The organism is Actinoplanes teichomyceticus ATCC 31121 (assembly GCF_003711105.1).
In the GTDB taxonomy this organism is placed as follows: domain Bacteria; phylum Actinomycetota; class Actinomycetes; order Mycobacteriales; family Micromonosporaceae; genus Actinoplanes; species Actinoplanes teichomyceticus.
Window position 1 is genome coordinate 6,555,001 of record NZ_CP023865.1, and the last position, 12,799, is coordinate 6,567,799.

General features: G+C 75.1%; 14 protein-coding genes (1 of these 14 cut by a window edge). 4 read left to right on the forward strand and 10 right to left on the reverse strand.

All coding sequences use genetic code 11. The features are described from left to right. A protein-coding gene (locus tag ACTEI_RS38695; RefSeq protein ID WP_239082063.1) for a sensor histidine kinase crosses the window boundary here: on the reverse strand, nucleotides 1-1,408 show its 5' portion. Its footprint begins 221 nt before the window's first position; 1,408 of the gene's 1,629 nt are visible here — the first part of the coding sequence; it begins with the start codon at nucleotides 1,406-1,408; its stop codon lies off the left edge, out of view. Nucleotides 1,409-1,413: 5 nt separating this feature from the next. After that, a complete protein-coding gene (locus ACTEI_RS28775) occupies nucleotides 1,414-2,328 on the reverse strand; it encodes a hypothetical protein (RefSeq protein WP_122980514.1) in 915 nt (304 codons plus the stop codon). Nucleotides 2,329-2,498: 170 nt separating this feature from the next. Between ACTEI_RS28775 and ACTEI_RS28780 the strand changes: the two genes are divergently transcribed. From ACTEI_RS28780 to ACTEI_RS28790, 3 genes are all read left to right on the forward strand, one after another. Further along, nucleotides 2,499-3,065, forward strand: a complete 567-nt coding sequence (locus ACTEI_RS28780) for a nucleotidyltransferase family protein (protein ID WP_122980515.1) — start codon at nucleotides 2,499-2,501, stop codon at nucleotides 3,063-3,065. Further along, nucleotides 3,016-4,089 carry an XdhC family protein gene (locus tag ACTEI_RS28785; protein WP_307837860.1) on the forward strand — a complete coding sequence of 358 codons (1,074 nt, stop codon included), beginning with the start codon at nucleotides 3,016-3,018 and terminating at the stop codon, nucleotides 4,087-4,089. The genes ACTEI_RS28780 and ACTEI_RS28785 overlap by 50 nt, the downstream gene beginning before the upstream one ends. A 201-nt stretch (nucleotides 4,090-4,290) precedes the next feature. Further along, the gene (locus ACTEI_RS28790; RefSeq protein ID WP_122980517.1) at nucleotides 4,291-5,094 is read left to right on the forward strand and encodes a pectate lyase; all 804 of its coding nucleotides are present in this window, start codon (nucleotides 4,291-4,293) and stop codon (nucleotides 5,092-5,094) included. On the opposite strand, the gene ACTEI_RS28795 is transcribed toward ACTEI_RS28790, so the two are convergent. From ACTEI_RS28795 to ACTEI_RS28810, 4 genes are all read right to left on the reverse strand, one after another. Next, nucleotides 5,085-5,747 (reverse strand): HAD family hydrolase, encoded by a 663-nt coding sequence (locus ACTEI_RS28795; RefSeq protein WP_164466303.1) that lies wholly within the window; start codon nucleotides 5,745-5,747, stop codon nucleotides 5,085-5,087. The genes ACTEI_RS28790 and ACTEI_RS28795 overlap by 10 nt on opposite strands. Beyond that, nucleotides 5,747-6,643 carry a GlxA family transcriptional regulator gene (locus ACTEI_RS28800; RefSeq protein ID WP_122980519.1) on the reverse strand — a complete coding sequence of 299 codons (897 nt, stop codon included), beginning with the start codon at nucleotides 6,641-6,643 and terminating at the stop codon, nucleotides 5,747-5,749. The genes ACTEI_RS28795 and ACTEI_RS28800 overlap by 1 nt, the downstream gene beginning before the upstream one ends. An 8-nt stretch (nucleotides 6,644-6,651) precedes the next feature. Next, the gene (locus ACTEI_RS28805) at nucleotides 6,652-7,236 is read right to left on the reverse strand and encodes a cysteine hydrolase family protein (RefSeq protein WP_122980520.1); all 585 of its coding nucleotides are present in this window, start codon (nucleotides 7,234-7,236) and stop codon (nucleotides 6,652-6,654) included. A 121-nt stretch (nucleotides 7,237-7,357) separates the two neighbouring features. Continuing rightward, the gene (locus ACTEI_RS28810; RefSeq protein WP_122980521.1) at nucleotides 7,358-8,614 is read right to left on the reverse strand and encodes a DUF6194 family protein; all 1,257 of its coding nucleotides are present in this window, start codon (nucleotides 8,612-8,614) and stop codon (nucleotides 7,358-7,360) included. A 61-nt stretch (nucleotides 8,615-8,675) separates the two neighbouring features. Between ACTEI_RS28810 and ACTEI_RS28815 the strand changes: the two genes are divergently transcribed. After that, nucleotides 8,676-9,473 (forward strand): TioE family transcriptional regulator, encoded by a 798-nt coding sequence (locus ACTEI_RS28815; protein WP_122980522.1) that lies wholly within the window; start codon nucleotides 8,676-8,678, stop codon nucleotides 9,471-9,473. On the opposite strand, the gene ACTEI_RS28820 is transcribed toward ACTEI_RS28815, so the two are convergent. The 4 genes from ACTEI_RS28820 to ACTEI_RS28835 all read right to left on the reverse strand — a co-directional run bounded on the left by ACTEI_RS28820 (nucleotide 9,461) and on the right by ACTEI_RS28835 (nucleotide 12,607). Next, the gene (locus ACTEI_RS28820; protein WP_122980523.1) at nucleotides 9,461-9,877 is read right to left on the reverse strand and encodes a PRC-barrel domain-containing protein; all 417 of its coding nucleotides are present in this window, start codon (nucleotides 9,875-9,877) and stop codon (nucleotides 9,461-9,463) included. The two genes, ACTEI_RS28815 and ACTEI_RS28820, sit on opposite strands and share 13 nt — an antisense overlap. A 277-nt stretch (nucleotides 9,878-10,154) precedes the next feature. After that, nucleotides 10,155-11,177: a sugar kinase gene (locus ACTEI_RS28825; protein ID WP_122980524.1), complete on the reverse strand. Its 1,023-nt coding sequence runs from the start codon at nucleotides 11,175-11,177 to the stop codon at nucleotides 10,155-10,157. Continuing rightward, the gene (locus tag ACTEI_RS28830; protein ID WP_122980525.1) at nucleotides 11,174-11,815 is read right to left on the reverse strand and encodes a bifunctional 4-hydroxy-2-oxoglutarate aldolase/2-dehydro-3-deoxy-phosphogluconate aldolase; all 642 of its coding nucleotides are present in this window, start codon (nucleotides 11,813-11,815) and stop codon (nucleotides 11,174-11,176) included. Before ACTEI_RS28830 ends, ACTEI_RS28825 begins: the two co-directional genes overlap by 4 nt. Before the next feature lie 198 nt (nucleotides 11,816-12,013). Beyond that, on the reverse strand, nucleotides 12,014-12,607 hold the full coding sequence (locus ACTEI_RS28835; protein WP_239082065.1) for a hypothetical protein: 594 nt from the start codon (nucleotides 12,605-12,607) through the stop codon (nucleotides 12,014-12,016). Nucleotides 12,608-12,799: the final 192 nt, after the last annotated feature.

Below are 12,799 nucleotides of genomic sequence, written 5' to 3' on the forward strand. Positions count from 1 at the left end.
GATGGCCCGGTGCCGGCGGGTCGGTGAAGGTCGCCGCCGGCGACTCGGCAGCCGGGTGTTCCCCGGGCAGCACCGTGGCCACCCGCCATCCCCGGCCGGACGGCCCGGCGACGAGCGAGCCGCCGAGCACCGCGACCCGCTCCCGCATCCCGGTCAGCCCGTGCCCGCCGCCGGGAACGCTTCCCGCACCGCCGTCGCCCGCCGGGGAGACGGACGGCCCGGACCGGCCGTCACGGGGCGCGGATGGAGACGGCCCGGACCGGCCGTCACCCGGCACGGAAGGAGACGGCCCGGACCGGCCGTCACCCGGCACGGAAGGAGACGGCCCGGAGCCGGCAGCGCCCGTCCGGGAGGCAGACGGCGGGGGCGCGGCGTCCGGTACGCCGCCGCCACGCCCGCCGTCGTCGGTGACCGACCAATGCAGCTCGGTCCCGCTCATCGCCACCCGCAGCTGCGCCCGGGCATCCGGCCCGGCGTGCTTGGCCACGTTCGTCAACGCCTCCTGGGTGAGCCGCAGCAGCGCCAACCCGCGGACCGCGTCCAGCCGCGCCACCGCCGGGTCGATCTCGGCCTCCACGATCACTCCGGCCGTCCGGGCGGTCTCCACCGCCCCGTCCAGGGCGGCCGGCAACGCGGACGGGTCGATCGCGGTCAGGGCGGCGTCCCCGCGTACCGCATCGGGGTCTCGCAGGACCGCGACCAGCCGCCGCAGGTCCGCCAACGCCGCCGTGCCGGTCCGGTGGACGTCGTCGAAGACCTCCGCGGCCCGCGGGTCGAGGTCCGGCAGCACGTGCCGGGCCACCCCGACCCGCAGCACCATCGACGCGACGTGGTGGGCGACGACGTCGTGCAGTTCCCGGGCGATCGCGCCGCGCTCGTCGGCGCGGGCCGCGCGGTGCTCGGACTCGCGCCGGCGTTGTTCCTCCAGCGCCCGCCGCTCGGCCTGCACGCTCACCTCGCGGGTGGTCCGCACGACGAGGCCGAGCAGGACCGGCAGGCCGAGGTTGACCGCCAGCCCGATCAGGCTCGGTGTGATCCGGCCGGGCGAGGTGGGCGGGTCGCAGATCAGGTGGACGGCGGCCACGGCGGCGGTCCCGGCCACCAGGTGGCGTGTCCGGGGCGCCCAGAGGGCCAGTTCGCCGATCGCCCAGGCGGTGCCGACCTGGTTGATCGTCGCGTCGTCGAGCCGGACCGTCGCGACCGCGAAGAGCGTGGTCTGCACCAGCAGGTTGATCGGTTGCCGGCGGTGCAGCAGCAGGGCGGAGGCGAAGGCGAGCGCCGCGAGGGCCCACTGCGGCGGCGTCGGCGGGCGTCCGGTCTGGCCGACCACGAGCAGGTAGCCCAGGCCGCTGAGGTCCAGCAGCAGCGAGCGCGTGCGGGTGTCTCGCGCGTCGAGGAACCGGGACATGGCGCTCAGCGTAGGGCCTGCGGCCGCCGGGACAGGACCGTGGCGATGCCGGCCGCGGTGGCCGCGGCCAGGGCCGCGAACGCGAGGAGGGTGGCGGCGTCCGGTCGCAGCAGCGGTTGCGCCCGCAGGGCCTGCCAGGTCAGCAGGGGCACCAGTACGCCGTACGCCAGTCCGGCCACCAGCACGAGCCGGGCCTGGGTCGCGCGGTCCACCCGGTGCCCGGCCCACCTCGCGAGGGCGTAGGCGAGCACCGGCAGCACCTGCAGCGCGTGCAGCCCGACGAAGTGCCCGATCCGCAGGTCGCCGCCGGTGGTGCTCCACCCGGTGAGCGGCATCCCGGGGCCGCCGTCCGGCACGCCGACGCTGTGCGCCCCGACGATCCCCGCGACGCCGGTCCGCCGCATGGTCATCGGGACCGCGGCCAGCATGCCCAGCAGGCAGATGAGCAGCCCGAGCCGGATGGCGTACGCGGCGGCCCGGTCCGGGATCCGCCGGCGCAGCGCGGTCACCGCGATCAGCAGGTGCGCCACGGACAGCACCATGACGGACATGCCCATGGCCGACCAGAGCGCCGCGTCGAGCGGCGTGGTCTGGTTGTAGTGGCTGGTGGTGCCGCGGGCGGCCTGGACCACGATGATCGCCAGTTCGATCACCGAGGCGCCGACGACGGTCGTCGCGGCCCGGCCGGCGAGCCGGCCCGGGCGCGGCAGCACGGACAGCAGCCAGTCCAGGGTCCAGGCGTAGAGGGCGAACGAGACGGCGAATTTGAACGGCTTGAGCCAAATCGGCGCCCCGGTCAGGACGCGTGGGTCGGTGGCCAGGCCGATGGCGGTGATGCCGGCCAGCGCGAGCGACGCCCAGGTCAGCGCGATCAGCGGCCGGCGCCGGCGAGGCGGTGCGGAGACTTCGACGGTGGTCATGTGGTCAGGTTCGCGGGCCACGGGCTGCGGATCGCCCGTCCGCCGGCCGGAGCGGTGGCCACCGGTCGGGGGCCGTCTCCTCCCGGGGTAGGAGGCGGCGCGGCGCACGGTGGCGGTGGCGCACCGCCCGGCCGCGGCTCGCGGTGACGCGGCGTGGCTAGGCTCGGGCGATGAACACGGCCGGGTTGGTGCTCGCGGCCGGTGCGGGGCGCCGGTTCGGGATGCCGAAGGCGCTGGTCCCGTACCGGAACGGGGTGCTGGTGCAGCATGCGGCCGGGACCCTGCGCCGGGCCGGATGCGCCCGGACCGTGGTGGTTCTCGGCGCGCGCGCCGCGGACGTGGTCGAGGCCGCGCCGGATCTGCCGGAGACCGTGCTGAACCCGGACTGGCCGACCGGTATGGGTTCGTCGCTGCGCGCCGGCCTGGCCGCGCTGGCCGCCGACGACAGCGTGGACGCGGCCGTGGTCCTGCTGGTCGACATGCCCGGGATCAGCGCCGAGGCGGTCCGCCGGATCACCGTGCACGCCGCGCCGGACGCGCTGGTGATGGGCGGCTACGGCGGCCGGCGCGGCCATCCGGTGCTGCTCGGGCGGGCGCACTGGCGCGGCGTCGCCGCGAGCGCGACGGGTGATCGCGGCGCCCGGGATTACCTGCGGTCCCGCGCGGTAATGGTGGTGGATGTCGGCGATGTCGCCGACGACACCGATCTGGACCGCCCGGGGGACCTCGATGCGTGACGTGCTGGCCGATCTGCTGCGCTGGTGGTCGGCCGGCGAGCCGGCCGGTCTGGCCACGGTCACCGCGACCTGGTCGAGCGCGCCCCGCCCGCCCGGCGCGGCGATGGCCGTCGGGCCGGACGGCGTGGCGGTCGGCAGCGTCTCCGGCGGGTGCGTGGAGGCCGCCGTCCACGACCTGTGCCTGGAGGTGGCCGAGACCGGGCGCAGCCGGGTCGCCCGGTTCGGCGTCGCCGACGAGCTGGCCGTCGGGGTCGGGCTGACCTGCGGCGGAACGGTCGAGCTGGCGGTCGCCCGGGTGGACCGCGAGTCGTTTCCGCGGCTGCCGCAGCTGGTGGCGGCGGTGGAGGCGGGCGAGCCGGTCGCGCTCGTGGTGGCCGGCGCGGCCGGGTTCGACGTCGTGACGGCGGCGACCGGGGATCCGGCGGCGCGGCGGATGCTCGCCGAGGGGCGTACCGGGCTGCTGCCGGACGGCCGGATGGTGGTGTCGTTCGGGCCGGCGCCGCGGATGCTGGTGTTCGGCGCCACCGAGCACGCGGCCGCGGTGGCGCGGATCGGCGGGTTCCTCGGTTACCGGGTGACCGTCTGCGACGCGCGGCCGGTGTTCGCCACCGCGCGGCGGCTCCCCGGCGCGGACGAGGTGGTGGTGGACTGGCCGCACCGGTACCTGGCCGCCGAGGCGGAGGCGGGGCGGATCGACGGCCGTACGGTGGTGTGCGTGCTCACCCACGACCCGAAGTTCGACGTGCCGGCGCTGGAGCTGGCGCTGCGCCTGGAGGTGGGTTTCGTCGGCGCGATGGGTTCCCGGCGCACGCACGAGGACCGCCTGCGGCGGCTGCGCGAGGCCGGGCTGGGCGAGGCCGAGCTGGGCCGGCTCAGCTCGCCGATCGGGCTGGACCTGGGCGCGCGCAGTCCCGAGGAGACCGCGGTGAGCATCGCGGCGGAGATCGTCGCGCGGCGGCACGGCGGCTCCGGCGCGCCGCTCTCCGGGCTGTCCGGACCGGTCCACGCCACTCACCGCGAGTAGTCGGACAGTCGCGCAAAAAAATTCTGCGGGCCGGAGCAACCTTTCCGGTCCGGGCACCCACTTGGTCTATGACAGCGTTATTCGTAATTGCATTCCGGGATGCTTTCTTAATTGATTCGGAGAGTTGACAGGAGCCATTTCCGCCAAGCAGGATCACTCCCGTTCCCCCCTCATCCCCACTTCATTTGAGGAAGGCTTCGCGTGTTCAACAATCTGCGGAAGCGGTGGCGTACCGGGCTGGTGGCGATCACGGCGCTCGGGCTGGGTATCGGCGCGATCGTCTACACGCAGGGCGCCTCGGCGGCGACCTGGCCGAGCGCCACCGGCACGGTCAAGCTGACCGCCACCAAGGCGGTCTCCGGCACCCTGGACGGGGGCCTCAAGCGCTACTACGGCAGCGGCGCGCTGGGCGGCGACTCGCAGGACGAGGGCCAGGACCCGCTGTTCACCCTGGCCGACGGCGCCACCCTGAAGAACGTCATCATCGGCTCCCCGGCCGCCGACGGCGTGCACTGCCTCGGCTCGTGCACCCTCACCAACGTGTGGTGGGAGAACGTCGGCGAGGACGCCGCGACCTTCAAGGGCGGCTCGAACGCGACCTACACGGTCAGCGGCGGCGGGGCCAAGGGCGCCGACGACAAGGTCTTCCAGCACAACGGCGGCGGCACGCTGACCATCAAGAACTTCGCGGTGGACGACTTCGGCAAGCTGTACCGCTCGTGCGGCAACTGCAAGACCCAGTACAAGCGCACGGTCGTGGTCAACGGCCTCACCGCCACGTATCCCGGCTCGTCGCTGGTCGGCATCAACGCGAACTTCGGCGACACCGCCACGCTCAGCAACATCACGATCCTGAACGACAGCAGCAGGAAGATCGCCGTCTGCGTCACCTACCGGGGCAACAAGACCGGCGCCGAGCCCACCAAGCTGGCCACCTACAAGGGCAGCACCGGCGGGGACGGCACCTCCTGCAAGTTCACCAAGGCCAACGTCACCTACAAGTGACCGGCCAGCTCACGCAGTGAGCCGATGCGGTGCGGTTCGTCGTACGGCCCGGTCCCCCACCGGTCCAGGTGAACCGCCCGCAGCCCGGCGGCCCGCGCCGCCCGCACGTCGAGATCATGCCTGTCCCCCACACTGAGCGCCTCCCCGGGCCTCAGTCCCCAGCGGGCGAGCGCCCCGCGGAACGCGCCCGGATCGGGCTTGGCCATCCCCAGATCGTCGGGAGTCCACACCGGCCCCAGATCGGCCAGGCCCATCCGGGCCAGTTTCGCTCGCTGCTGCACGGCCGAGCCGTTGGTCAGCACGGCCACCCGCAGACCGGCGCCCGCCACCGCGGCCAGCGCCACGGGCACGTCGTCGAAGGCGCGGTAGGCGTTGCGGTACTCGGTCAGGAAGCCGGCGTGGATCTCGTCGAGCCGTTCCGGGGCGTACCGGAAACCGAAATCGCGCAGCCGCCGCCGGCGCTGTTCCCGGAAATCGATCTCGCGCCGCCGCCAGGCGGCCAGATGCGTTTCGGCGATCTCGTTCCAGCGCGCGATCGTCGCCGGGTCGGCGACCATTCCGACGGTCGGCAGCCAGGCCGTCAGCGCGGCGACCACCGCCCCGTCGTGGTCACCGAGCGTGCCGTCGAGGTCGAAGAGAACGCCGCGCAACATCACGCCGGGAGAGTAGCCGCCCGGGACCGCAGGCGCCGCAGCATTCTCGCGTCGCCGAACCCGACCGCGCGGGCCGCCGCCTCCACCGTGGACCCGTGCCCGATCAGGTACTCCGCCCGCTCCACCCGCAGCAGCTGCTGGTACTGCAGCGGGGTGCGCCCGGTCGCGGCGGTGAACAGCCGGGTCAGGGTACGTTCGCTGACCCCCGCCCCGGCGGCCAGCCCGGCCAGCCGCAACGGGCCGTCGAACGACGCGTCGATCCGATCCTGCACCCGGTGCACCACGTCACTGAGGTGCGCCCGGTGCCGCAGCATCACCCCGGCCTGCTGCTCGTCGCCGTTGCGCCGGGCGTAGACCACCATCTCCCGGGCCACCCGGGCGGCCACCGCCGGGCCGTGCCGCAACGCCACCAGGTGCAACGCCAGATCGATGCCGCTGGCGATGCCCGCCGAGGTGACCACCCGGTCGTCGCTGACGTACAGGACGTCGCGGATCACCGACGACCGCGGATAGCTGCGGGCCAGCAGGTCCTGCAGGTCGTGGTGGGTGGTGCAGCGGCGGCCGTCGAGCAGACCGGCCCGGCCGAGCGCGTCCGCGCCGGCGCAGACGCTGGCCACGGTGCCGCCGGCGGCGTGGTGATCGGCGATCCGGCGCAGCGTGCCGGTCCGGAAGAAGCCGTGGCCCGCACTCCACCCCGGGACGACCACGAGATCGTCCGGGGTCAGCGCGGGCCACTCCAGGTCGGCGTGCAGCACCACGCCCTGCCAGGTGGGCACGGTCGCCGACTCGGCGACGTAGCGCAGGGTGTAGCCGGGCGCGGTGGAGAACACCTGGGCCGGGCCGGCCAGGTCCAGCAGGTGCACCTGCGGGGTGAGGACGAAGACCACCACGCTCACGATCCGCCTCAGCCCTTCTCGACCTCCGCCACGGTACGGATGGTGGCGAACCGGCCGGCCAGGGCGTACTCCGTGCGGGCCACCACGTCCGCGGCGGACAGCGTACGCGGATCGGCCAGCAACTCCTCGACGCTCCGGTCGCGCGGGGCGTCGCGGTGCGGGATCGGGAACGTGGCGGTCGCCTCCGTGACGAAGGTGACGTCGTAGCCGAGGTCGGACGCGAACCGGGCGGTCGTCTCGACGCACTGCTCGGTCCGCAGGCCGCACACCGTCACCCCGCGCACCCCGGCGACGGTCAGGCGGTGCTGCAGATCGGTGGTGGTGAACGCGTTGTGCACGGTCTTGGTCAGCACCGGCTCGCCGGCGGCCGGGGTGAGCTCGTCCATCACCCGGACGAAGCCGCGGGCCGGGTCGAAGGTGTCGCCGGTGCCGGGCTCGGCGTGCAGTACCCAGACGACCAGCCGGCCCGCCGCGCGGGCGGCGTCCACCAGCCGTCGCACGTTCGCGATCACCTCGGGGTTGTCGACGGCCCGCCACAGCGGGCGGGCCCGGAACGACTCCTGGACATCGATGACAAGCAGCGCTTCGGTCATGTCCCCATCGAACGCGTCCCGGGCCGGCCGGAACAGGCATCATCCGGCCCGCTGCCGGAACGATCCGGTCACCGTGGCCCGCCGCCCGGTCGGGGCCGGGAGCGCAGCCGCGGAGCCGGCGTCAGCGCCGGCTCGCGCGCCGCGCCGAACGCCGCAGCGCCCGCTCGACGAGCCGGTCCACCTCGGCCCGCTGCGGCTCGCCCGGAGTCACCATCGATCCCCAGCCCTGCGCCGCGTAGACCGGGTGCGGGAACCAGCGGCCGGCGGCGGCGAAGTCGATGCCGTCGCGGTGGGCCGCGAACTCTTCCGGACCGTACCCGAACAGCTCGCGGAACCCGGCGCGGCCCAGCTCCACGTTGAGCCGGAAGACGCCGGGCCGGTCCAGGCCGGAGCGCTCGTCGAAGCCGGGCACGTCCTGCACGACGATCGTGGCGAACGGGCGCATCCGCTCCGCACCGGCGAAGTAGAACCGGTCGCCCCAGCTTTGCTCCGGCGCCCCGGTGTCCGGGCCGGCGATCAGCTCGGACACCCCGGGCAGGCGCCGGATCCGTTCGGCGAGCGCATCCACCGGGTCCGGCGTCATCGGCGGGACGTGCAGGATCGCGTCGCAGCCGGCCACCGTCTCCGCGTCGAGCGGGGACCGGCCCCGCTCGGCGGGCACGCCGGTGCGCACGCGCGGCGCGCCGCCCAGCACGCGGGGCAGCCGGGCGGCGTCGAACAGCGCCGGCTCGGCGGGCGACGCGGCGGTCAGCCGGCCCTCGAACGTGAAGGCGGCCGCACCGTCGTCGAGACTGCCCAGGATCACCGCGTACCGCCCGGCCAGCACCTCGCCCAGGATCGCGCCGGGGCCGGGGCACCGCAGAGGGGTGCCGGCCGGCGAGCGGCGGCCCGGGTCGCGTCGCAGGCGCCGGTTGTGCGCGAAGACCAGCGTCGGGCCACGGCCGGCCTCGGCGGCGGCGATGTCCACCAGGTTCGCGGCCATCAGGGCGTCCCGGACCCCGACCATCCCCGCGCCGGGCGCCGGATCGGCGGCGGGCGGCGCTGCCGGCGGGGCGAAGCCGTGGAAGGTGAGCCGCTCGGCGGCCGGCAGGCCGGCATTGTGGGTACGCATCCACGCGATCAGCTCGCGGTCGGCCGGCAGCGCGCCCGGGCCGTGACCGAAGCCGTCCCCGGGCGGGGGCGCGCCGCCGGCGACATGGTCGTCGACCGCCAGCGCGGCGGTCCGGTCGGACTCCACGGCGATCGACCGGAAGCCGGCCGCGACCAGCTCCTGGAAGACGCGGTTGCGCAGCAGCCGGAACGCCGGCTCGGCATGGCCGGGCTCACCGAGGGCGAGCAGTCGCGGCGTGCCGTGCGCCGCAAGGAAAGCGGAAAGCATGACCTCGACCGTATCGTTGAACCGCCCTGTGAAAGTTGTGCCGAGGAGTGGCTGGACATACATGCGGAAGTCTCAAACCACTCGATACCGGCCGGTGGACCTCGCCCGGCGGCACTGCCGCTCCGCCCAGGCGATCCGCAACTACGAGCGCGACGGCGTCATCCCACCGGCGTGGCGCACCGCGACGGGCTATCGCGCCTACGGCGAACGGCACATGGTCGCGGTGGGCGCTTTCCTCGCGCTCGCCGACGCGTACGGCCACGCCCCGGCCGGCGTGATCATGCGGGCCGTGCTCGGCGGCGACCCGGACACCGCCTTCGCCACCATCGACGCCGGCCACACCCGCCTGTCCCGGGACCGGGAGACGCTCACCGCCGTCGAGGCCGCCGCGGGTTTCCTGCGCGCGCCCGCCCGGGGCGCCCCGGCGCAGCGCCCGCTCCCGGTCGGCGCGCTCGCCCACCGGCTCGGCGTCACCCCCGCCACGCTGCGCAAGTGGGAACGGGCCGGGATTCTGGTACCGGCCCGCGACCGGGCCACCCACCAGCGCGTCTACACCGCCGACGACATCCGCGACGCCGACCTGGCGCACCTGCTGCGTCGCGGCGGGTACGGTCTGCCGTACATCGCCACGGTGCTCCACCAGGTGCGCGGCGCGGGCGGACCGGAGCCGCTGGCCGCGTCCCTGACCGAGTGGCGGTCCCGCCTGCGGGCCCGGGGGCACGCGATGCTCACCGCGGCGGCCCGCCTCGCCGAGTTCCTGGCCCTCCCCGAGGAGCCGCCGGAGGCCGCACAGGAAGCCGCCCCGCCCGTGGGGGTCCGGGCGGGGCGGCTTGGCATCATCCGCGATCAGTGCGGGTGATCCCGATAGCTGCCGGTGTAGTACGCACCGACCTGCTCCCGGTACATGGCCGTCTCGAAGGTGTCCTTGTCGTACTCCGGGGACGCCTTGATCTGGTCCTTCGTCCGGTCCACATAGACCTTGCGACCGGCCTGGTCGACGTTCTGCACCGTGCCGGCGGGCAGCAGCACCTTGCGGCCGAAGATCCACGGCCCGGTGTCCACCACCAGATATGCGCTACCGACGTCGTAACTGGCCTGGTCCACCGAGCCGATGTGCCCATCGATCGCCTCGACCCGGTAACCGACCAGGTCCACGCCGATGCGCCCGGCCTCGTCGACCACGTCGCCATCGGCCGGCACGACGGTGCCGGTCAGGCTCGCCGGATCGCGCCAGGACCACGGAGTGAACGGCGTAGGTTGCATCACGGCCTCCTCGAAATCGATGAAATCGCCGCTGCCCTCTTCGCTACCCGCTCGCCCGGCAGTCCAACCACGACCGGCACATCCGGGCCGTGACCTGCGTCCGGGCGCGGCACCGGCGGCGGGGGGAAGCCGTCCCGGCCGGGAGGCGGCGGTCAACCGGCGCCGCCGGCCGGGAGGCAGCGGTCAACCGGCGCCGCCGGCCGGGAGGCAGCGGTCAACCAGCGCCGCCGGCCGGGAGGCCGCGGTCAACCGGCGCCGCCGCCCGGGAGCGTGCCGGTCAGCGGTTGATGTCGCCTCCGGTCAGGGCGGCCAGATCGGCGCGGGTCGGGGCCCCCTCGCAGTCGCCCGGCACGGTGACCGCGAAGGCGCCCGCGGCGATCGCGGTCCGCAGGCGCTGGGCGGGCGGCGCGCCGGCCAGCCGCTCGGCGAGGTAGCCCGCGACGAAGGCGTCACCGGCGCCCACCGGGTCGATCGCCGTCACCGGCAGGGCCGGGACGGTCAGCCGCTCGCCGCCGATCGCCGCGACGCAGCCGCGGGCGCCGTCCTTGACGATCACCTCGGCCGGGCCCAGCCCGGCCAGGGCGCCGACCGGGTCGGCGGCGTCCAGGAAGACCGCCGCCTCGTCCGGGCCGGCGAACACGATGTCGGCGCGGGCGACCAGATCCCGCAGCACCGGGGCGGCGTCGAAGCGGGACCACAGCTTGCTGCGGTAGTTGACGTCGACCGAGACCGGCACCCCGGCCGCCCGGGCCGCCTCCACCGCGGCGAAGACGGCCGCCCGGGCCGAGTCGCCCAGCGCCGGCGTGATGCCGGTGACATGCACGATCCCGGCCGACTCCAGTTCGGCCGGCGGCAGGTCGGCCGGGGTCAGCCGGGAACCGGCGCTGCCCGCCCGGTGGTAGTCGGCGTGGATGAACTGGGCGGACCGCCGATAGCGGAGCATCAGGCCGGTCGGGGCCTCGTCCGGGACGGCGATCACCCGTACGCCGCAGGAGCGCAACCGGCCCGCGATCAGCGACCCGGTGGAATCCGGACCGAGGCGGCCCAGCCAGGTGGCGTCCCCACCCAGACGGGCGACGCCGACCGCGACGTTGCTCTCCGCGCCGCCGACGGCCAGGGTGAAACCGCGGGCCCGCTCCAGGGGGCCGATCCCCTCGGCGACGAAGATCCCCATCGCCTCGCCGAAGGTGAAGAGGCCGCCGGAACCGGCGCGCTCCTCCGAGGCGGCAGGCGGTCGCGATCCCGCGGAACCCGCGACGGGCGGCGGGACGGCGGGACCGGCGGTGGCGGGCGCGGTCATGACCGCGCGAAGGCGACCGCGTCGAGCGCCCGCTTCGCCCGTGCCGCCAGGGCGGTGAGGCTGCCGCCGGTGGCGGCGTCGCCGATCAGCGGCCCGCCCAGGCCGACCGCGGCCGCGCCGGCACGGAGCCAGTCGGTGATGTCGTCGAGGCCGATGCCGCCGGTCGGCAGGATGCGGACGTCCGGAAGCGGGCCGCGCAGATCCTTCAGGTACCCCGGCCGGAGCCCTCCGGCCGGGAAGAGCTTCACCAGCGGGGCACCGGCCAGGTGCGCGCGGTACACCTCCGTCGGCGTGTACGCCCCCGGATAGCACGGCACGCTCTGCCCGGCCAGGGTGTCGAGCACCGGCGAGACCAGGAACGCCGCGCCCGCGTCGACGGCGGCCCGGGCGTCGTCCGGGGTGAGCACGGTGCCGGCGCCGATGACCGTGCCGGCCGGGAGTTGCCGGCGCAGGCCGGCGATCGCGTCGATGGCGCCCTTCGAGGTCAGGGTGACCTCCAGGGCGGTGATGCCGGCCGACACGAGCACGTCGGCGACGGCGGAGAACCCGCCCGCGGTGGGGGCGCGCAGGATGGCCACGAGGCCGCTCCCGACGATGGCGGCGGAGACGGGGTCGAGTGGGGCACGATGATCGGTCACGCCTTCGATCCTGCCCGATACGTTGCCGCCGGGACCAGAGCCGGGGATCAGCTCCAGATCCGGGCGGAAAGCGCATTCCTACCGCTCGCGGTCGGCGCCGGTCAGCGCCGCCCCGTTCACTGCCGCTCGCGGTCGGCGTCCGTCACCGCCGCCCCGTTCACTGCCGCTCGCCGTCGGCGCCGGTCAGCGCCGGCCCGTTCACTGCCGCTCGCGGTCGGGGCCGGTCAGCGCGGTCCCGTTCTCCGTGGCGCGGACCGCCCAGCGCGGCAGCCGCCGTGCCCGGCCGTTCGCGTTGTGCGACACCGGCGGCGGGGTGTCCTCGATGCCCAGCTCCTCGCGGATCGCCGCCTCGAACTGCTGCATGACCAGCGGCACCTGGGCCAGCAGCTCGCGGAAGTGGGTCTCCGGGCGGACGCCGGCGACTCCGGCCGGGTTCATCGGGCCGTGCAGGCGTTCCAGCTGCAGGTGCACGGCGAGGGCGGCGCTGCGCACCGGCCCGGAGGCGAGCAGCCGCACCGGCATCAGCGCCGGGCCGACCTCGTCGATGTACGCCAGCACGCTCGGCGGCTTCTCCCCGCTCTCGAAGGTCGCCCGCAGCCGTACGATGGCCCGCTCGAATGCGGACAGCAGCTGCACGTAGGCGCCCCGGCGCTCCTCGTACCACCGGCGGGTGCGCCGCCGGCGGCTCAGCAGATCGCGGCTACGGGCGGCGGCGAACTGCGCGGCCGCAGCGCCGGCCAGGGCGAACACGGCGGCCACGAGGGGCAGGCCCCACCACGGGATCTGAGACACCCGCCTACCGTATCGAGCTTGCGGCGGGCGGTCTGTCAACCACTCCCGCCGCCACCGGTGGTGATCCAGGCGTCGGCCACCCGACCCGATCCGGGGTCGGCGTTCGCCGCGTACCAGCGGAGATGACCGACTCCGTGGCGGCGGGCCTGGAGCTGCCGCCGGGCGGGGTGTCGATGGTCGCGCCGCGATCGC

Bases quoted from the DNA above. Each gene is read 5' to 3' on its own strand.
- ACTEI_RS28795 (WP_164466303.1), bottom strand. From the start codon at position 5,747: ATGTTGCGCGGCGTTCTCTTCGACCTCGACGGCACGCTCGGTGACCAC.
- ACTEI_RS28785 (WP_307837860.1), top strand. From the start codon at position 3,016: ATGTCGCCGACGACACCGATCTGGACCGCCCGGGGGACCTCGATGCGT.
- ACTEI_RS28775 (WP_122980514.1), bottom strand. From the start codon at position 2,328: ATGACCACCGTCGAAGTCTCCGCACCGCCTCGCCGGCGCCGGCCGCTG.
- ACTEI_RS28805 (WP_122980520.1), bottom strand. From the start codon at position 7,236: ATGACCGAAGCGCTGCTTGTCATCGATGTCCAGGAGTCGTTCCGGGCC.
- ACTEI_RS28780 (WP_122980515.1), top strand. From the start codon at position 2,499: ATGAACACGGCCGGGTTGGTGCTCGCGGCCGGTGCGGGGCGCCGGTTC.
- ACTEI_RS28820 (WP_122980523.1), bottom strand. From the start codon at position 9,877: ATGCAACCTACGCCGTTCACTCCGTGGTCCTGGCGCGATCCGGCGAGC.
- ACTEI_RS28815 (WP_122980522.1), top strand. From the start codon at position 8,676: ATGCGGAAGTCTCAAACCACTCGATACCGGCCGGTGGACCTCGCCCGG.
- ACTEI_RS28825 (WP_122980524.1), bottom strand. From the start codon at position 11,177: ATGACCGCGCCCGCCACCGCCGGTCCCGCCGTCCCGCCGCCCGTCGCG.
- ACTEI_RS28810 (WP_122980521.1), bottom strand. From the start codon at position 8,614: ATGCTTTCCGCTTTCCTTGCGGCGCACGGCACGCCGCGACTGCTCGCC.